Source organism: Pseudomonas sp. FP1740, from assembly GCF_030687165.1.
In the GTDB taxonomy this organism is placed as follows: domain Bacteria; phylum Pseudomonadota; class Gammaproteobacteria; order Pseudomonadales; family Pseudomonadaceae; genus Aquipseudomonas.
Map to the genome: position 1 here is coordinate 2,471,131 of NZ_CP117461.1, position 16,760 is coordinate 2,487,890.

The 16,760-nt window shown below is 60.1% G+C and carries 18 protein-coding genes; 8 read left to right on the forward strand and 10 right to left on the reverse strand.

The window, feature by feature from the left end; all coding sequences use genetic code 11:
• Positions 1-115 precede the first annotated feature (115 nt).
• Together PSH69_RS11195 and PSH69_RS11200 are read right to left on the reverse strand one after the other, a co-directional pair.
• The gene (locus PSH69_RS11195) at positions 116-1,426 is read right to left on the reverse strand and encodes an ATP-binding protein (protein ID WP_138867212.1); all 1,311 of its coding nucleotides are present in this window, start codon (positions 1,424-1,426) and stop codon (positions 116-118) included.
• The gene (locus tag PSH69_RS11200; protein ID WP_026286577.1) at positions 1,423-2,163 is read right to left on the reverse strand and encodes a response regulator; all 741 of its coding nucleotides are present in this window, start codon (positions 2,161-2,163) and stop codon (positions 1,423-1,425) included. Before PSH69_RS11200 ends, PSH69_RS11195 begins: the two co-directional genes overlap by 4 nt.
• A 317-nt stretch (positions 2,164-2,480) precedes the next feature.
• Here PSH69_RS11200 and PSH69_RS11205 point away from each other — a divergent pair, with 317 nt between their 5' ends.
• The 3 genes from PSH69_RS11205 (at position 2,481) to PSH69_RS11215 (ending at position 4,322) form a co-directional block, all read left to right on the forward strand.
• Positions 2,481-2,744: a DUF2790 domain-containing protein gene (locus tag PSH69_RS11205; protein WP_019649304.1), complete on the forward strand. Its 264-nt coding sequence runs from the start codon at positions 2,481-2,483 to the stop codon at positions 2,742-2,744.
• A gap of 50 nt (positions 2,745-2,794) precedes the next feature.
• On the forward strand, positions 2,795-3,025 hold the full coding sequence (locus tag PSH69_RS11210; protein ID WP_258613658.1) for a hypothetical protein: 231 nt from the start codon (positions 2,795-2,797) through the stop codon (positions 3,023-3,025).
• Positions 3,026-3,113: 88 nt separating this feature from the next.
• The gene (locus tag PSH69_RS11215) at positions 3,114-4,322 is read left to right on the forward strand and encodes a cytochrome c biogenesis protein DipZ (protein WP_019649303.1); all 1,209 of its coding nucleotides are present in this window, start codon (positions 3,114-3,116) and stop codon (positions 4,320-4,322) included.
• Positions 4,323-4,339: 17 nt separating this feature from the next.
• Here the strand turns inward: PSH69_RS11215 and PSH69_RS11220 are convergent, their stop codons facing one another.
• Positions 4,340-4,798 (reverse strand): GNAT family N-acetyltransferase, encoded by a 459-nt coding sequence (locus tag PSH69_RS11220; protein WP_305412019.1) that lies wholly within the window; start codon positions 4,796-4,798, stop codon positions 4,340-4,342.
• 232 nt (positions 4,799-5,030) lie between these two features.
• On the opposite strand from PSH69_RS11220, the gene PSH69_RS11225 reads away from it, so the two are divergent.
• Both PSH69_RS11225 and PSH69_RS11230 read left to right on the forward strand, forming a co-directional pair.
• Positions 5,031-5,303: a DUF4242 domain-containing protein gene (locus PSH69_RS11225; RefSeq protein ID WP_253425282.1), complete on the forward strand. Its 273-nt coding sequence runs from the start codon at positions 5,031-5,033 to the stop codon at positions 5,301-5,303.
• A 37-nt stretch (positions 5,304-5,340) separates the two neighbouring features.
• Positions 5,341-6,153 (forward strand): class I SAM-dependent methyltransferase, encoded by an 813-nt coding sequence (locus PSH69_RS11230; RefSeq protein ID WP_305412020.1) that lies wholly within the window; start codon positions 5,341-5,343, stop codon positions 6,151-6,153.
• Between the two features lie 196 nt (positions 6,154-6,349).
• Here the strand turns inward: PSH69_RS11230 and PSH69_RS11235 are convergent, their stop codons facing one another.
• Together PSH69_RS11235 and PSH69_RS11240 are read right to left on the reverse strand one after the other, a co-directional pair.
• Entirely contained in the window at positions 6,350-7,276 is a 927-nt protein-coding gene (locus PSH69_RS11235; RefSeq protein ID WP_018928050.1) for a universal stress protein, read from the reverse strand.
• 92 nt (positions 7,277-7,368) lie between these two features.
• Positions 7,369-8,292 (reverse strand): LysR substrate-binding domain-containing protein, encoded by a 924-nt coding sequence (locus PSH69_RS11240; protein ID WP_305412022.1) that lies wholly within the window; start codon positions 8,290-8,292, stop codon positions 7,369-7,371.
• A gap of 234 nt (positions 8,293-8,526) precedes the next feature.
• Here PSH69_RS11240 and PSH69_RS11245 point away from each other — a divergent pair, with 234 nt between their 5' ends.
• Together PSH69_RS11245 and PSH69_RS11250 are read left to right on the forward strand one after the other, a co-directional pair.
• The gene (locus tag PSH69_RS11245) at positions 8,527-9,819 is read left to right on the forward strand and encodes a dicarboxylate/amino acid:cation symporter (RefSeq protein ID WP_305412024.1); all 1,293 of its coding nucleotides are present in this window, start codon (positions 8,527-8,529) and stop codon (positions 9,817-9,819) included.
• Between the two features lie 11 nt (positions 9,820-9,830).
• Positions 9,831-11,330 carry an amino acid racemase gene (locus PSH69_RS11250; RefSeq protein ID WP_305412025.1) on the forward strand — a complete coding sequence of 500 codons (1,500 nt, stop codon included), beginning with the start codon at positions 9,831-9,833 and terminating at the stop codon, positions 11,328-11,330.
• Here the strand turns inward: PSH69_RS11250 and PSH69_RS11255 are convergent.
• The 3 genes from PSH69_RS11255 to PSH69_RS11265 all read right to left on the reverse strand — a co-directional run bounded on the left by PSH69_RS11255 (position 11,327) and on the right by PSH69_RS11265 (position 13,010).
• Complete coding sequence (locus PSH69_RS11255; protein ID WP_305412026.1) at positions 11,327-11,713, reverse strand: DUF488 domain-containing protein; 387 nt, start codon at positions 11,711-11,713, stop codon at positions 11,327-11,329. The two genes, PSH69_RS11250 and PSH69_RS11255, sit on opposite strands and share 4 nt — an antisense overlap.
• Before the next feature lie 11 nt (positions 11,714-11,724).
• Positions 11,725-12,447 (reverse strand): phosphatidylcholine synthase, encoded by a 723-nt coding sequence (gene pcsA, locus PSH69_RS11260; protein ID WP_305412027.1) that lies wholly within the window; start codon positions 12,445-12,447, stop codon positions 11,725-11,727.
• A 197-nt stretch (positions 12,448-12,644) separates the two neighbouring features.
• Entirely contained in the window at positions 12,645-13,010 is a 366-nt protein-coding gene (locus PSH69_RS11265) for a VOC family protein (RefSeq protein ID WP_305412028.1), read from the reverse strand.
• Between the two features lie 107 nt (positions 13,011-13,117).
• Between PSH69_RS11265 and PSH69_RS11270 the strand changes: the two genes are divergently transcribed.
• On the forward strand, positions 13,118-13,900 hold the full coding sequence (locus PSH69_RS11270) for a tellurite resistance TerB family protein (RefSeq protein WP_305412029.1): 783 nt from the start codon (positions 13,118-13,120) through the stop codon (positions 13,898-13,900).
• A gap of 121 nt (positions 13,901-14,021) precedes the next feature.
• On the opposite strand, the gene PSH69_RS11275 is transcribed toward PSH69_RS11270, so the two are convergent.
• Both PSH69_RS11275 and glcF read right to left on the reverse strand, forming a co-directional pair.
• The gene (locus PSH69_RS11275) at positions 14,022-15,413 is read right to left on the reverse strand and encodes a VOC family protein (protein WP_305412030.1); all 1,392 of its coding nucleotides are present in this window, start codon (positions 15,411-15,413) and stop codon (positions 14,022-14,024) included.
• A gap of 129 nt (positions 15,414-15,542) precedes the next feature.
• Positions 15,543-16,760, reverse strand: coding sequence for a glycolate oxidase subunit GlcF (gene glcF / locus PSH69_RS11280; RefSeq protein ID WP_305412031.1), 1,218 nt, complete (start codon positions 16,758-16,760; stop codon positions 15,543-15,545).

The window sequence follows — 16,760 nt, forward strand, 5'->3', positions numbered from 1 at the left end:
CTCTGCGTGGGGCTCGACAGCGGCGGTGGAGTTGGAACGCGGAGCGTCCCTTGAGGCATTCCCACGCGGAGCGTGGGAACGATCAATCGCCTGCTCCCACTGGGATGGGCGGTGTTTATTGGGGCTTCGGTAACCTGAGCTCCGCACACAACCCACCGTCCACGCGATTGCTCAAGGTCAGTGACCCGCCAATCGCCAGCGCCAATTGCTGGGCAATCGCCAACCCCAAGCCGGTCCCGCCGGTGCTGCGATTACGCGAATTCTCCACGCGGTAGAACGGCTGCATCACCTGGGCCAATTGCTCTTCGGCAATCCCCGGCCCTCGGTCCATGACCTTCACCGACAAGCTGCCGTCGGCCTTCGTTTCCACCCACAACTCAGCCGCGCCGGCGAATTTCAGCGCGTTGTCCACCAGGTTCACCAGCACCCGCCGCAAGGCATGGGGCCGGGTGTCGATGACTGCGGCGCTTTTGCCGCCCAGCTGCACGTCTTTGCCCATGTCCTGATAGTCGAACACCAGGCTGTCGAGGAACGAATCCAGATCGGTGCGGCGACTTTCCTCGGTGGCGCCATGGATGCTGCGGGCATAGGCCACGCCTTCGCGCACCAGGTGTTCCATCTCGCCGAGGTCATTCCACAGTTTGTCCTTTTCGCTGGAGTCGTCCATGAATTCGGCACGCAGTTTCATGCGAGTGATCGGGGTTTGCAGGTCGTGGGAAATCGCCGCCAACAGTTGCATGCGCTCCTTGAGATACGCCGCGATGCGCGCCTGCATGGCATTGAATGCCCTGGCGGCGTAGGCGACTTCAGTCGGGCCTTTTTCATCCAGGTGCACGGCGTGGGTGTTGGGGTCGAGGGTTTCCACGGCTTGGGCGAGGCGGGTGAGCGGGCGGATGGCGATTCTCACGGCCAGCCAGGTGCAGGCGATCAGCAGCGCCAGTTGCCCCAGTAATACCGCCGGTAACCACGGGGACAAAGGCACCATCGCGGGTCGCACGTCGATGGTGACGGGGCTGCCGTCCTTCAGTTTCAGATGGGCCTGGAAGTGTTTCTTCGGGCCGGGGATGTCGGTAAAAGTCAGCGGATATTCATGGCCGATGGCGTCCTGAATCGAGGGGACGGCAATCGGCACATCGCTGGGCGCCATCGGTGTGCCGGGCGAACCTTCATTCAGCAGATAACCATAGTTGGTGCGTTCCAGGCGCTGCAGCCAGCTCGCTCGTTCGTTGGCAGGCAAGCGGTCGAGGATGGCGAGGGAGGTCGAAACGTCGGTTTCCAGATTGCCCAACATCGTATTTTTCGCACTTTCATAACGCTCGTAGTACTGCGCGCCAAAGGACAGCGCCTGGGCGAGGATCAGGCCGATCAGGAAAATCAGCGACAGCCGCGAGGCCAGCGTGCGGGGCCAGTGCAGCGCAAGGTTCATGACGGCGCACCGAGCACTTCCACCGGCAGGGAAAACACATAGCCTTCGCTGCGTACGGTCTTGATGTAGGCCGGCTCCCGGGCATCGTCGAGCAGGCGCTGACGCAAGCGGCTGACCAGCAAATCGATGGAGCGGTCAAACAGGTCGGCGTCGCGACCTTGAGTCAGGTTGAGCAACTGGTCGCGATTGAGCACCCGCTGAGGATGATCGAGGAACACCCGCAGCAAACGATATTCCGCGCCGCTGAGGGCGACCATGGTGCCGTCCTGATCCAGCAGATGCCGTGCCGAGGTGTCCAGGCGCCAGCGACCGAACGCCAGCAGGCGACCGCTTTCAGTGATCACCAGATTCGGCGGCAGCATCCGCGTACGGCGCAGCACGGCGTTTATACGGGCGAGCAGTTCACGGGCGGCGAACGGTTTGACCAGGTAGTCGTCGGCGCCCATTTCCAGGCCGATGATGCGGTCGGTTTCATCGTTGCGCGCGGTGAGCATCAGCACCGGCGTGGCCTTGTGTTTGCCGGCGCGCAGCTCACGGCAGAGCAGCAGGCCATCGTCGCCCGGCATCATGATGTCGAGCACGATCAGGTCCACCGGCGTGGTCTCCAGAAACGCACGCATCTGCCGTCCATCCGCTACCACGGTGGTGCGCAGGCCGTTCTTCTTCAGGTAATTGCCTACCAGTTCCCGGATCTCGCGGTCATCGTCCACGATGAGAATGTGATCGACGTGTTCCATGGTCGCCATGCCTCTTGAGTAGGAGTTTTCGCGCAGTCTACCGAGTCAAGGCTCGCTCGCCCGCAGCGGTTTGTATTGCAGTGTATCTGGCCTGTCGGCGGATACACGGGGACGCAAAAACAGCCGGTTTCAGGGGTTTTGTATCGCTGTGTATCGCCGGCCGGTGTTGATACATAGCAATTTACTCGCGCCTGTTCCGGACACAGACGGGATACCTCGCGGGCTTCTAATGGCTTCCATCGAGGCAAACCCAAACCGCCTCGGCCCCATCAACGATTTGGCAACGATTGACCCATTGAAGCCCCGAGGAAACCACCATGAATACCAAAGCCGTCTACGCCGCCTGCCTGTTTGCCGCTCTGAACATCTGCACCTTGTCGGCCCGGGCCGAAGCCAATGTCACCCCGCAAACCTACACCTATGGCACGCACCTGGACATCCAGAAGGTGCTGTCGATGAAAGAGGACGCCACGCCTTCCTGCGGGATTGTGAATGCGCGGATGACCTACCTGGATTCCCAAGGCAAAACCCAGGCCCTTGATTACCGCAAATTCGCTGACAACTGCAACGAAGACAACTGAGTCTTTTGCTCACCCGTTATCAATCCCTTTTTTGAAACAGGAAGAACTCCATGAACAACGTCACCCGCTTTTTGACCGCCATCGTCTTTTCCGTAGCCGGCGTCGCCGCCCATGCCAACGCGGCTGTTGAACAGAGCAGCTGTGGCAGCAGCACCTGCTTCCAACTGACGCCGCTGGTGGCTGAGGATGGTTCCAGCCGCACACCGCAGGGGCAATTGGTTGCAGAGAACGGTTACAGCCGGACGCCACAGGGCCAGCAGTTGGAAAACCAGATGGCTTGAAGCCAGGCACTGTTCTGATGAACTCAATATTCCCAGTGTGGGAGCAGGCTCGCTCCCACATCGGACTTGTATTTTCAAGGTGATCCCCATGTTTCTCATCGCATTCCTGGGCGGCATTTTGACCGTCCTCAGCCCCTGCATCCTCCCGGTCGTGCCGTTTCTGTTTGCCGGTGTTAAACGCACACGCACCTCGATCCTGCTCACCCTCGGTGGCATGGCCCTGACCTTCGCCCTGATCTCCAGCCTGGCCGTGGTCAGCAGCGATTGGGTGATACAAGCCAACAACACCGGCCGCCATGTGGCGCTGATCGTGATGGTGCTGTTTGCGCTGTCGCTGATCTCCGCCCGCATCGGCGGCTGGCTGGCGCGGCCGTTCGTGTTGCTGGGCAATCGCCTCGACCCCAACACTCGCAAAATGTCCGGCCCGCTGGGCTCGGTGATGATCGGCGTCGCCACCGGCCTGCTCTGGGCACCGTGTGCCGGGCCGATCCTCGGGGTGATCCTCACCGGCGCCATGCTGCAAGGCGCCAACGCGCAGACCAGTCTGCTGCTGGTGGCGTATGGCCTGGGCAGCGCGTTGTCACTGGGCACCTTGATCTTCGCCGGTCGCGGCCTGGTCAATCGCTTGAAACCGTCGATTCCGGTCACCGGTTGGCTGCGTCGCGGCGCGGGTGCCGGGGTGTTGGTCGCGGCGGCGGTCATCGCCACCGGCACCGATAACAGACTGCTCGCCGGCACCTCCTCCGAAGGTGTTACCTCGGTGGAACAGCAGGTGCTGGAAACCGTGCCGAAAGTGGTCGATTACCTGGTCAGCAAGGTCAAGGCCGACCCGATGGATGCGGCCAAAGGTGCGATGCCGTCACTCTCCGGCGCGGTCGAATGGCTCAACTCGCCAGCGCTGAGCAACGACTCCCTGCGCGGCAAGGTGGTGCTGGTGGATTTCTGGACCTATGACTGCATCAACTGCCAGCACACCTTGCCCTACGTGAAGGACTGGGCGAAAAAATATGAAAAGGACGGCCTGGTGGTGATCGGCGTGCACACCCCGGAATACGGTTACGAACGCATCCTCGACAACGTTCGCGATCAGGTGAAAAAACTCGGTATCACCTACCCGGTGGCGATCGACAATAACTACGCGATCTGGCGCGCCTTCGACAACCAATACTGGCCGGCTCACTACCTGATCGATGCCAAGGGGCAGGTGCGTTACAGCCACTTTGGCGAGGGTCGCTACGAGACTCAGGAGCAGATGATCCGGCAGCTGTTGGAAGAGGCCAAGGCGCCTGCTGCGTAACCTTTCCAATCAATGGCTCACAGGTTGCGCACCATGAGCCATTGGTCGTTTTCCCAGGCCTGAAAACGCTCCAGCACTGTCCATCCGCGTCTGGCGTAGTAATCGCTTTGGTCCCGGGTGTGCAAATAGATCTTCGCCACGCCACGTTCCCTGGCCTGCGCGCATATCCCTTCAATCAAACGCTCCGCCAATCCTTTTCCTCTCGCTTGGGGGGTGACGAACACGCAGGCCAGCCAAGGACCGAGGTCAGGCCGTTGAGTCAGATCGGCGGCAGCCAGCGCTGCACCGCCCAGCAGGCGGTTTTCATCCAGGGCGATCAAACATTGCCATGTGCCGTCGAATTGGCCGTCAGCGAATTCCCGTTGCCACTGAGGCAAGGGCTGGTCGGCGTATTCATAGTGGAATTGTTGGTGAATCCATGAAGCAAAGATGTCGCTGTGGTGCATGTGCTGAGCGAGCCAGTCCAGGCGAGGCATGGGGGAATCCTTTCAAAAAACGGTGGCCCATAAGAGCTGAATCAGGGCGCATCGGCAATCCCGGGGGCCGGGTGTTAATCCTGCGTTACAAACGCATGACCATGTATCGGAGATCGGTGTATTTCGTGAGTCTGCCGGACGACCGGGCAGGACGGATACCTGTCCGGGAGCTTTAGTTTGTGGACGGGGTCACTTGCGACCCTGCCATCACCATCATGAAAGGGAGAGGGTTATGCCTAAGTTCATTATTGAACGCGAGCTTCCGGGAGCCGGCGCACTGGCGCAACAGGAACTCAAAGCGATCTCGCAAAAATCCTGCGATGTGTTGCGCGGATTGGGGCCGCAAGTGCAATGGCAGCAGAGTTACGTCACGGGCGACAAGATTTACTGCGTGTATATCGCGCCGAGTGAGGAACTCATCAGGGAGCATGCCAAACAAGGTGGTTTTCCGATCAACAGCGTTTCCCGAGTTGTGAACATCATCGATCCCACCACGGCGGAGTAAGCCGGGACGCGTTCCAACCCGCAGCGGAGCAGACGTCATGAGCACACCCATTGATCTCACCGCCCTGAAAAACCGTCAGATGACTGCGTGGGCCAGCGGCGACTACGCCGTGATCGGCACCACCCTACAGATCGTCGGCGAGCTATTGGCCGAAGCCTGTGACTTGCTCTGTGATGAGCGGGTGCTGGACGTCGCCGCGGGCAACGGTAATGCAACGCTTGCCGCTGCGCGTCGGGGTTGTAAGGTCACGTCCACCGACTATGTGGCCAAGTTGCTTGAGCGTGGCGAAGACCGGGCACGGGCGGAACACCTGAACGTGACCTTTCAGGTGGCCGATGCCGAGGCGCTGCCTTTCGAGGATGCCAGTTTCGATGCCGTGCTCTCGACCTTTGGGGTGATGTTTACTCCGGATCAACCCAAGGCGGCTGCGGAACTGGCGCGGGTGTGTCGTCCGGGAGGCCGGATTGGCCTTGCCAACTGGACGCCCGAGGGCTTTGTCGGCCAGATGTTCAAGGTCCTGGGGCGCCACATGCCGCCACCCGTAGGGGCTCAACCACCTTCAAACTGGGGCTCCGAAGCGTGGTTGCACTCGCATTTCGATCAGCGCGACTTCGTGCTTCAGGTGACACGACGCTTATTCAACTTCCGCTATCGTTCGGCCGCCCATTTCATCGACACCTTCCGCACCTGGTACGGCCCGGTTCACAAGGCCTTTGCGACCCTGCCACCTGAAGGGGCCGCCGCCCTGGAAAACGACCTGACGGAACTGCTCAAGCGCCTGAACCGAGCGGGGGAGCGGTCGCTGGTGGTGCCCGGTGAATACCTGGAGGTGGTGATCACCCGACGTTGAACCGAGAACGCAAAATCCCTGTGGGCGCTACCTCCTGTGGCGAGGGGGCTTGCCCCCGTTGGGTCGCGAAGCGGCCCCAAAAGCTTTGCGACTGCTTCGCAGCCGAACGGGGCGGTGCGGCGTTCCGACAAGCCCCCTCGCCACAGGGGTCGCGTCCACAAAGGTATGTGCACAATTTGGTATTCAGCCGTTGCAGTCACTCATCCAGTGATTCGGTGTATACCACCCACACGCTGCATGGCATTTTGTACAGCACGTGCTCTACCGTGCTGCCGATCAACCGGCCCATGCCGCGATGGCCGATCCGGCCCATGACGATCACATCCACATCATGGGTCTCGGTGTAGTGGGTCAGTACCTTGGTGGGGTTGCCCATGATCATGTGCCGCTGCTCCGGCGCGATGCCGTTGCGCGCGGCCAGTTCGTTGAACGCATCCTCCTGGAGGTCGAACAGGGTCTTGATCTGGCCTGAAGAGAAAAGCGCCGAACCGTTATAGAAGTTGAACTCATCCGCGCTGATGGCTGAAAGGTCACAGGCGTAGACCACGTCGAGCTCGGCATTGCAGGCGCTCGCCAGTTTCGATGCTTCGTGAAGGATTCGGTCGTTGAAACTTTTGTAGTGATCATCGCGATGAAGCGGGTCGACCGCGGCGACGATCTTGCGCGGCAACGCGCGAGTGGCATGGCTGACGAAATGCAGCGGCACCGGGCATTCGCGCAGCAAATGCACGTCGAGGGGCGTAAATACCAGTCGCGACAGCCGCGATTGATGCTCCAGCGCCTTGATCAGCACGTCCATCGGCTGCTCTTTGAGGTGAATCAGGATTTCCTCCAGCGGATGCTCGACCCAGGCCACCTCGGTGGTGACGTGCACACCGATCTTGCGCAAGGGATGGGCCTGTTCCTCAAGCCACTGGCGATGACGCTCGATGTAGCCCAGGCGCATCTGTTCCAGGGCTTTTTCGTTGACCAGGCTGGCGGTCGCCAGACCTTCCAGATAGTCGAAGGCCACGATGTGCAGGGCCGCCCCCTCGGCCTTGGCCAGCATCGCGGCCCGGTCGAAGGCGGGGCTGTGTTCCATCAGCGGTGAGGCGACCAGCATGAAGCGTGATTCACCAGACATGACAAACCTCCCGTGGGTAAACGAGCAGACGGTGGTCGTTCAATACATCTCGATCTTTACATTATTGACCATGATCAACCCCTCGTCCGCTTCTAATGTGGGAGCGAGCCTGCTCGCGATGCAGTCTCAAGCGTCTTCCAAAGCTCGCGCATCGTCGGGTTCTGATTGGCGATCGAACAATACGAACGTATCTCCAGCCGGGTCTTCCACTCATCGCCGCCGGCCAGCACCAATTGCCCTCGCGCCAGCTCATCGGTCACGGCGCTCAGGGGCAGCCAGGCAACGCCGTAGCCCTCGATCGCCATTCTCATCAGCAACATGGCCATGTCCGCCTCAAAGCAACGATCAAGCACGCAAGCAGTCGGTGCATTCTTGATGACGATATCGGCCACGCGGCCCAAAAAAGTGGTCGCGGTATAGGCCAGGTGCGGCACTGGTTTGGCGGCCGTCCCCGGCAGCCGATGCAACGGTTTGCCGTTATTGTCCGGCGCGCACAGTGGAACGAACGAATCATGCCCCAGGGTCAAGCTGCCGAACTTCTCGGGGTCGAGCTGGATCGGGGCGAGGGGATGGTGGTAGACGATCATCAAATCGCAGCTACCTTCCTCCAGCGCAATGACCGCATCGTGGATGTTCGCGGCCACCACGCGAGCATTGAAGGGCTCATTCTGCTGTTGAAACTGGGTGAGCCATTTAGGCAGGAAGGTCATTGAAAGACTGTGCCCGGCGGTGACCTGAATCGAGCGCCCCGGCATTCGTTCGCCTTCGCGAAGGGCCAGGCGCAATTGCAACAACGCCGACAGTGCCTCGCGCCCCTCTTCACAGAAGCTGCGGCCCGCTTGAGTCAGCTGGACAGGATAAGTGCCGCGATCCACCAGTTCGGCGCCTACCCATTCTTCAAGTGAACGAATCCGCCGAGACAACGCGGACTGCGTGACGCAACGCACTTCCGCCGCTCGGGAAAAGTTCTTCCATTCGGCAATCGCCAGAAGATCGTCCAACCATTTGGTTTGCATGCTGGCACCTCATTGCGTCTCTGGCGAAGAGTTTACTGCGGTGCAATGGCGCCATTGAGGGAATTTCGCAAACTATTCCAAAAACGCATCAGCCTATGGTGATTACTCATCATCCGGCGTGAGTGGCCTCCTTAGAATCGGTGCCACAACCCCGCTGCCGCAGAACATCGGGGCACTTCAATCTTGTCTCCTGCCAAGTAAAAAGACCTACAAAACCACTTGAGGAAATGCACCGTGAAAAGAAACAGACTACCCCGCCAGATTGCGATAGCGATCGCCTTGGGCGTTCTTGCAGGTTGGGCCTGCCATCATTTCGCAGCGGATGAGAAAGCCGCCCGGGAGATCGCCTCCTACTTCTCGATGGTGACGGACATTTTCCTGCGGTTGATCAAGATGATCATCGCGCCTTTGGTGTTCGCCACACTGGTCGGTGGTATTGCCAGCATGGGTAATTCCCGATCCGTAGGACGGATCGGCGCCAGGGCCATGATCTGGTTCGTGTCGGCCTCAATCATTTCGCTATTCATTGGCATGTTGCTGGTGAACGTATTCCAGCCGGGCGCGGGCCTGGATCTGCACCTGACTCAAAGCGCAGCGGCGCCGGCCGTTGTCAGCACGGGTGACTTCAGCCTCAAGGTGTTCATCAGTCACGTGTTCCCTCGAAGCATCGCTGAAGCCATGGCCAACAATGAGATTCTGCAAATTGTAGTGTTCTCGTTGTTCTTCGGCTTTGCGCTGGCAGGCATCAAGCGCGCTGGTTACACGAAGATTACCGACAGCATTGAAGAGTTGGGCAAGGTGATGTTCAAGATCACCGACTATGTCATGGCCTTTGCGCCGGTCGGTGTCTTTGCCGCCATCGCTTCGGCCATCACCACCCAAGGTCTCGGCTTGCTGGTCGATTATGGAAAACTGATTGCCGAGTTCTACCTGGGCATTGTGATTCTATGGGGCGTGCTGTTCGCTGCCGGCTACCTGTTTCTGGGGCGTTCAGTCTTTACCCTGGGCAAGTTGATCCGCGAACCCATTCTGCTGGCATTCTCGACAGCCAGTAGTGAGTCCGCGTATCCAAAAACCATGGAAGCGCTGGAGAAGTTCGGCGCACCCAAGCGGGTATCCAGCTTCGTACTGCCACTGGGGTACTCATTCAACCTCGACGGTTCGATGATGTATCAAGCCTTCGCCATTATGTTCATCGCCCAGGCCTACAACATTGATTTGAGCTTTACGCAGCAGTTGCTGATCTTGCTGACACTGATGATTACCAGCAAGGGCATGGCGGGTGTTGCCCGGGCTTCGGTGGTGGTCGTGGCGGCGACGTTGCCCATGTTCAATCTGCCAGAGGCTGGCATTTTGCTGATTATCGGTATTGATCAGTTCCTCGATATGGCCAGGACGGCCACCAATGTGGTGGGCAATAGCATCGCTACGGCCGTGATCGCTAAATCCGAGCCTCTCGAAGAGCCGGACGACGTGCCGCAAACCGAGGTGTCCCCACTGCCTGTTCGCTCTGTAGCCACCGTCTGAGCGCTATCACCATGAAAACGAAATCGAAGCCATCCCGTGAGTCTTCATTGGTACACAAACTGGGCATCGTCGGCGGGCTTGGCTCACTGGCCGGCGGCGATCTTTTCTATAAGTTGGTGAAGTCCAGGGCGGTGCTGGAGGATCAAGGCCGCTATCACTTCCTGTTCGAGCAACACCCGTTCAAAGATGTGCTGATGCCGTTGGATCGAGGCGCGAGCATGACCTCCAGAAAGTTCTATGTTTTCCAGGTCTGTCAGACTTTCGAGGCCAGCGGGGTCAGCGCGATCGTACTGCCTTGTTTTGCCAGTCACACTTTCCGCGGAGAGATCCAGGAGGAGATAGGCATACCGGTTCTGGACATGATGGCCGCGTTGCGCAGGCACATCGACCATGTTGTTGAACCCGGCACGGCTTTGGGCATTCTCGCCTCAGACTATGTTCGCCACGCCGGTTTGTTCGAACGCTACTTCGGCTCCGACTTCAAACTCGTTTATCCAGGTGCTGACGAACAATCGGGGTTGATGGAAGCGATGTATGGCGTCGACGGCATCAAGGATGGCTACCTTGACGGTGTGCCGCTGGAATGTGTGTATCAGGCCTGTCTGTCGCTTCAGGAGCAGGGGGCCACGATGGTCTTGCCGGGCATGACCGAGCTCTCGTTGGTCTGCGGCGACCTGCAGCGTCGGGGCATCACGGTGCTGGATATCAATGAGATTTATGCCGGCTTCGCGACCCAGCAGAAAGGTCAGTCGAATCGCCCACCCTTCAAGCTTGGGATCGTAGGCGGGGTGGGGCCTGCGGCAACGGTCGATTTCATGGGCAAGGTGGTTGCGCATACACCGGCCGGCCGTGACCAGGAGCACATCAAGATGGTGGTCGAACAAAACCCCCAGATTCCTGATCGCACCGCCAATTTGTTGAATGACGAAACTGATCCGACGATGGCGATGTATGCCACCTGCAAGCGGCTTGAAAGCGCTGGAGCCAATGCCATTGCGATCCCATGCAACACCGCTCACGCGTTTGTCGAGCGCATCCAGGCACACTTGCGCGTACCTATTGTGAACATGCTTGCCGAGACGGTAGAGGCCATCGTTCAGCGGTATGGCGCCGGGAAAACAGTGGGGCTGCTGGCGACGTCGGGCACGATCAAGAGTCAGGTCTACCACGAGGCGGCCCGGCGAGTCGGGTTGCACATAGTCGCCCCCGGTGTGGATTACCAGGCGTTGGTCATGGATGCGATTTATGGGTCGCTCGGGATCAAGGCCGGGTTCACCGAGGGCCTTTGCAGGGACCAACTCCTGATCGCCGCCGAGCACTTGTGTGAACTGGGCGCCGATGTGCTTATCCTGGGATGTACGGAGTTGCCGCTGGTGTTGCAGCACGGCGAGGCCTTCATGATCAAGGGGCATCAAGTGGCGTTGATCGACCCGACGACCATTTTGGCTATGAAGTGTATTCAGCTTGCCCGTGAACACTCGGGCGAGCGATCAAATTTGCATCTTGGCTAAACAATTTTTGCGCCACGAGCCTCCAGTAGCTCCCGTAATACAGAACGGTGGCAATGCTCTTCGTCTTCGCAATAACACCCCACGGCCAGCGAGGTTTGATGGGAGAGGGCAGCCAGCAGGTCCAGCAGCTGACTGGGCGCGGGATGGTTCATCTCGGCCTTGAACTTGCGCTTGAAGTTCTCCCAGGCTTTGGCATCTTCTGCCGCTTTGGCTTCGGCCACCAGTTCGGGGCTGGGGGACAGCAGCGGTTGCCACACATCATAGAAATCACGGCTGGCGAATTCGGCCTTCGGTACGCCACGGGGCGGGCGGCGTACCGTGCCCAGGCGCAGGCCTTCATTTGCAGTGCGGGGTGAACCGAGTTGCACGATATGGATGGGCATGAATGCAGTGCCTATTTGAGCCGCGAGCCGTCGAACCACTCCAGCGCCGTGCGCCAGATGCAGATCCCCAGGAAGTACGCCGACATCAGCAGCCACAGGCCCATCACCAGTGGATTGATGACCGGATGGTTGAGCACCAGCGACAAGCTGCACAGCAACCAGATGGCCGTCACGGCAATGTTGATCGGCATGAACCGCCGCACGCGGAACGGGTGCAGGAATTTCATCCGGGTCACGGTCAACAGCGCCAGGCCGATGACGGTGAGCAAGGTGATCCACGGCGACGGATCGATGATGTACAGGCACAGCGCGACTACGTTCCACGCGGCGGGGAAGCCCTGAAAATAATTGTCTGTGCTTTTCATATTGACGTTGCAGAAGCAAAACAGCGACGACACCAGAATCAGCGACACGGTCAGCAGCAGGGTGTAGTCCGGCAACGGAATGTAGCGATAGATGAACAGCGCCGGAATGAACACATACGTCAGGTAATCGATCACCAGGTCAAGGATCGAACCATCGAAACTCGGCAGCACCGACTGTACATTGACCTTGCGCGCCAGCGCACCGTCCAGCCCGTCGACAATCAGCGCCACGCCCAGCCACAGCAGGCAATGGGTGGGCTGGTTCTCCAGCAGGGCGAGGGTCGCGAGGAAAGCAGTGACCACGCCGGTGGCGGTAAAACCATGGGCGCCCCATGCTTTGAGCCTGGCGATGTGTACGGTGGATATCACGGGGGCGTTCTCCAGAAAATGAAGCAAGCCAGTTATCACCCTGCTATTGAGGGCGTCGGCAAACCGGATCGGGTTGCAGGTATCGACCGGATTTTCGGGGATAAGGTTCACCACCTTTGAATCTTAGACGCCGCGCAAAAAAATACCCCGGAAATATCCGGGGTACGTCATGAGCGTTGTATGCCAGTGTTGTCAGCTTAATGAGGAAAGAACACACGCAGCCGATGGCTATCCGGGTCAAGGGCGACGAAGGTGCGACCGAAATCTAGTTCGGTCGGTGTTTGCAGCATGGTCAGCCCGAGAGCGCTCCACTTGGTAAACAGTGCATCGACCTGTTCGGCAGACTCCACCGGGAACGCCAGCTCGGTCCCGCCGCCCGTTACAGCCGTTGCAGGTTCGGCGGCATGCCGCGACCAGAGCCCCAGTTTATAGCCGTCGTCCAGGACAAACAGGGCGAAGGTCGGCGACTCTTCCACGGGCTTGCGCTCCAGCAGAAACTCATAAAACCGTGCACTGACGGCGGGGTTGTCCACGAAAAGCAAAATGAAACGGGGAGTGATCATGGGGTTGCTCCATTAGAAGGTGGACGCAGCATAAAAGGAGGCGCTGTCAGTTTCTGTCAGGAGTGTGAAGGGGCACCTTTTGATGTCAGCCAGACGGAGTTGGCGGAATGTCCGGCGAGGACTATCGTTGCCTGACTTGGTTTCCGCCCATCAATGAGGACGTCGTCATGAACACCAGCGATTTGCTTGAGCAATTACTGCGGGCCGGCCAAGGCTCGTTGTCGCAACAAGGTGGTGGTGCGGCGTCGACTCAAGGCGGCTTGGGCGATTTGGGTGGCTTGCTCGGTGGCCTGTTGGGTGGCAGCGCGAGTGGAGGTGCTGGCGGCGGAGGTCTGGGAGGTTTGCTCGGTGGTCTGTTGGGCGGCGGTTCCCCTTCGGGTGGTTCAAGCCAAACGCGCTCGGGCGGCACCAACTATGCGGCGTTGGCCTCTTTGGGGATGATGGCGTTCCAGGCCTATCAGGCATGGCAACGCAGCCAGGCCTCGGCACCCCAACAGGCGCCGCGTACCGTTGATCTGTTGTCCGGTCCGGAAATCGAAGACCACAGCCACGCCATCCTTCGCGCCTTGATCGCCGCCGCCAAGGCCGACGGCCGTATCGACGACGCCGAGAAACAAATGATCAGCACTGAAATCGGCCGCCATACCGACGACCCGCAACTGCAACAATGGCTCGATGACGAAGTCGCCCGGCCGCTGGATGCCGCCGATGTGGCGCAGTCCGCCCAGGACCCGGGCATGGCCGCCGAGATGTACCTGGCCAGCGTGATGCTGGTGGACGATCAGCAGGACGCCGAGCGCAATTATCTGGACGAACTGGCCGCTGCGCTGAAGATCGATCCAGAGCTGCAACTGCACCTGGAGCAACAGGCCAAGGGCGGTGCGGCTTAAAAGGTCGAAAACGTGCCGTGCCTGCAACGACGCGACGAACGACGGGGCGGCCCCTCCTGCATGAAATTCGTATTCCTGCAGGAGCTGCCGCAGGGCTGCGATCTTTTCGCGGCCATAACGCCTAATCGGTAACCTTCAAGCCCATTGCTGCGAAACACTCTTCGATCGATCGCCGCTGCGTCTCGGCATACAAGCCCAACTCATCAATCGTCGACCGCCCCAGCGCCTTTTCGAACGCCTGTTGGTTCGAGTGCACACCATAGTGGGTTTGCGCCGCGTCCCCCAGGTTCGACTGAAAAATCCCCGCCGCGCTGACCGGCAGGAAATCTTCGTACACCAGCGGTTCTACCCGCACATACCCGTCACGGAGCAAATCCTCCAGCGACGCGTCTTTCAGCCCATCCGCAGACAGGTCTTTTTCCGTCACGAAGTAGCGAAAGTACGCCAGTTCCTGTTGGCGCATTTCTTCTACGGTGTCAGGGAATTCGCCAAAATGCTGCGTCATTAGCGCGTTGTAGCGTGCGGCATTGGCTTCGTTGGGGAACTCCTTGAGCTCATCCCGGGCAGCGTTGAGCAAGCGGTCGTAAAGCGCCCGGCCCTTAGGTGTGAGCGCTGCGCCGCGCTGTTCGATTTCACCGAAGCGGGCGCTGTGGCTGCCACGCATCTCGGCTTGATCGGTAAAAGCAATCGGCTCGTCCAGCGCCTTGAAGCTGGTTTGACGCAGCAGAATCGGGCATTGGCGGCGGGGCGGGCCTTCGATCACCGCTTTGGGGGTAATGCCATGGGCGGGCATTTGTGCCTGGACGATGTCGATGTCCAGGGTGCGCGGCGTCAAGTGGTTAATGTGCGGGCCTTTGAACGCCACCACGTCGGCGATCAGTCGATGCTGGGCGCTGAGTTGCTGGTACTGCTCGGCGGTGACGGTGGCGCTATGGTGCCAGCGGAAGGTTTCCAGGGCTTGTGCGACGAAGTCTTGCGCCTCGTATTCGGTCAGCCCTCCCTGGATTTCGGCGCGCTCGATGAGCGTCAGCGCGGCCGGGGTGAAGATTGAGCGCTGGTCGAGTACCGACTGGGCAAAGGCCCGCAGTTCGGCGTCTTCGATCAGTTCCAGGCGCAGTAGCGAGGTGAACACCCGGAACGGGCTGACCTGCAATGCCGCCTCATGCACGGCGCGGAATGCAGTGGAATGCACCGGCACGCCGGCCGGGGTCAGGTCGTAATAGCCCACCGGTTGCATGCCCATCACCGCGAACAGGCGGGCGAGGGTCGCCAGTTCAGTGGCGGTGCCGACGCGGATTGCACCGTGGCGTTCCAGGTCCAGCCGCTGGATTTCCCCGGTGCTGTGCAGTTGTCGGGCGATTTGCGGGTCGCTGTCCAGCACGTGGCGGTTGGTCTGTTCCACCAGTTCCATCAGCGCGCCGTACAGCGGCACTTCTTCGCGGTACATGTCGGACATCGCTTTGGAGAAGCGTTGGCGGATCAGGTCAGGGCTGACGAAATTCGGGTGGCTCATGAAAAAAATTCCTGGCGCAGTGACGTAACGGATGCCGGAAAAGATCGCAGCCTTCGGCGGCGCCGACAAACGAAGTTTCTGACGAACTTCATTCTGCCAAGGACTGTTCTTGCCACTCAGGCTGCTCGGTCAACGCAGCACTTGGTCCACCAATTCGATCCAGTGCCTGACTGGCGTGCGTCCCGCGTTGTTGAGGTGGCTCTGGCAGCCGATGTTGGCGGTGGCGATGACTTCTGGGTGGCCGCTTTCCAGGGCGTTGAGTTTGTTGTCGCGCAGTTGCCGGGCCAGCTCCGGCTGGGTGATCGAATAGGTGCCCGCCGAGCCGCAACACAAATGACTGTCGGGTACCGCTGTGAGATTGAAGCCCAACCGCGTCAACACGGCCTCGACCGCGCCGCCGAGTTTCTGTGCGTGCTGCAAGGTGCAGGGGCAGTGAAAGGCGATCCGCCGGTCGGTGGCGGCGCAGACTCGTTCCAACGGTTCATCGGCCAGCACTTGCACCAGGTCCAGGGCCATTTCGCTGACTCGCCGGGCCTTGGCCGCATAAACCGGATCGCGCTCCAGCAGATGCCCGTAATCCTTGATGAATGCGCCGCAGCCGCTGGCGGTTTGTACGATGGCTTCGGCGCCGCTTTCCAGGTGCGGCCACCACGCGTCGATGTTGCGTCGGGCGCGGTCCAGGCCCATGGCTTGGGCGTCGAGGTGATAGTCCAGCGCGCCGCAACAACCGGCTTCCGGCGCCGCAATCACGCTGATCCCCAGCCGATCCAGCACCCGCGCCGTCGCGGCGTTGGTGTTCGGTGACAGGCCGGGCTGCACGCAGCCTTCGAGCATCAACACCCGGCGCGCATGCCGAGGGACAGGGCGTTCGCCCGGAGCAGGGAGGTCGTGGGGTAACTTCGCCTCAACACCCCGTGGCAGCAACGGCCGGAAAGTGGCGCCGATCTGCAGCAGGGTCTTGAACAGGTTCGGGTTCGGCGCCAATGCCCGCAGGCCCTGACGCAACAATCGTTGACTGGCCGGGCGTGGCACCGCTTGATCGATCACGGCGCGGCCAATGTCCAGCAGGTTGTGATAATCGACCCCGGACGGGCAGGTGGTTTCGCAGTTGCGGCAGGTCAGGCAGCGATCCAGGTGCAATTGGGCCTGTGCCGTGGCGGGGGCGCCTTCGAGCACTTGCTTGATCAGGTAGATACGCCCGCGCGGCCCGTCCAGTTCGTCGCCCAGCAGTTGGTAGGTCGGGCACGTGGCGTTGCAAAAACCGCAGTGCACACAGGTGCGCAGGATCTTGTCCGCTTCTTCGGCGCGGGGCAGTTGGCGGGATTGTTCGCTGAGGTTGGTTTGCAT

Excerpts from the sequence above, each read along its gene's own strand:
- PSH69_RS11200 (WP_026286577.1), bottom strand. The coding sequence starts at position 2,163 with ATGGAACACGTCGATCACATTCTCATCGTGGACGATGACCGCGAGATC.
- PSH69_RS11250 (WP_305412025.1), top strand. The coding sequence starts at position 9,831 with ATGAAAACGAAATCGAAGCCATCCCGTGAGTCTTCATTGGTACACAAA.
- PSH69_RS11230 (WP_305412020.1), top strand. The coding sequence starts at position 5,341 with ATGAGCACACCCATTGATCTCACCGCCCTGAAAAACCGTCAGATGACT.
- PSH69_RS11210 (WP_258613658.1), top strand. The coding sequence starts at position 2,795 with ATGAACAACGTCACCCGCTTTTTGACCGCCATCGTCTTTTCCGTAGCC.
- PSH69_RS11225 (WP_253425282.1), top strand. The coding sequence starts at position 5,031 with ATGCCTAAGTTCATTATTGAACGCGAGCTTCCGGGAGCCGGCGCACTG.
- PSH69_RS11270 (WP_305412029.1), top strand. The coding sequence starts at position 13,118 with ATGTCCGGCGAGGACTATCGTTGCCTGACTTGGTTTCCGCCCATCAAT.
- PSH69_RS11205 (WP_019649304.1), top strand. The coding sequence starts at position 2,481 with ATGAATACCAAAGCCGTCTACGCCGCCTGCCTGTTTGCCGCTCTGAAC.
- PSH69_RS11220 (WP_305412019.1), bottom strand. The coding sequence starts at position 4,798 with ATGCCTCGCCTGGACTGGCTCGCTCAGCACATGCACCACAGCGACATC.
- PSH69_RS11275 (WP_305412030.1), bottom strand. The coding sequence starts at position 15,413 with ATGAGCCACCCGAATTTCGTCAGCCCTGACCTGATCCGCCAACGCTTC.
- PSH69_RS11195 (WP_138867212.1), bottom strand. The coding sequence starts at position 1,426 with ATGAACCTTGCGCTGCACTGGCCCCGCACGCTGGCCTCGCGGCTGTCG.
- PSH69_RS11215 (WP_019649303.1), top strand. The coding sequence starts at position 3,114 with ATGTTTCTCATCGCATTCCTGGGCGGCATTTTGACCGTCCTCAGCCCC.
- glcF (WP_305412031.1), bottom strand. The coding sequence starts at position 16,760 with ATGCAAACCAACCTCAGCGAACAATCCCGCCAACTGCCCCGCGCCGAA.
- PSH69_RS11235 (WP_018928050.1), bottom strand. The coding sequence starts at position 7,276 with ATGTCTGGTGAATCACGCTTCATGCTGGTCGCCTCACCGCTGATGGAA.
- PSH69_RS11255 (WP_305412026.1), bottom strand. The coding sequence starts at position 11,713 with ATGCCCATCCATATCGTGCAACTCGGTTCACCCCGCACTGCAAATGAA.
- PSH69_RS11265 (WP_305412028.1), bottom strand. The coding sequence starts at position 13,010 with ATGATCACTCCCCGTTTCATTTTGCTTTTCGTGGACAACCCCGCCGTC.
- PSH69_RS11240 (WP_305412022.1), bottom strand. The coding sequence starts at position 8,292 with ATGCAAACCAAATGGTTGGACGATCTTCTGGCGATTGCCGAATGGAAG.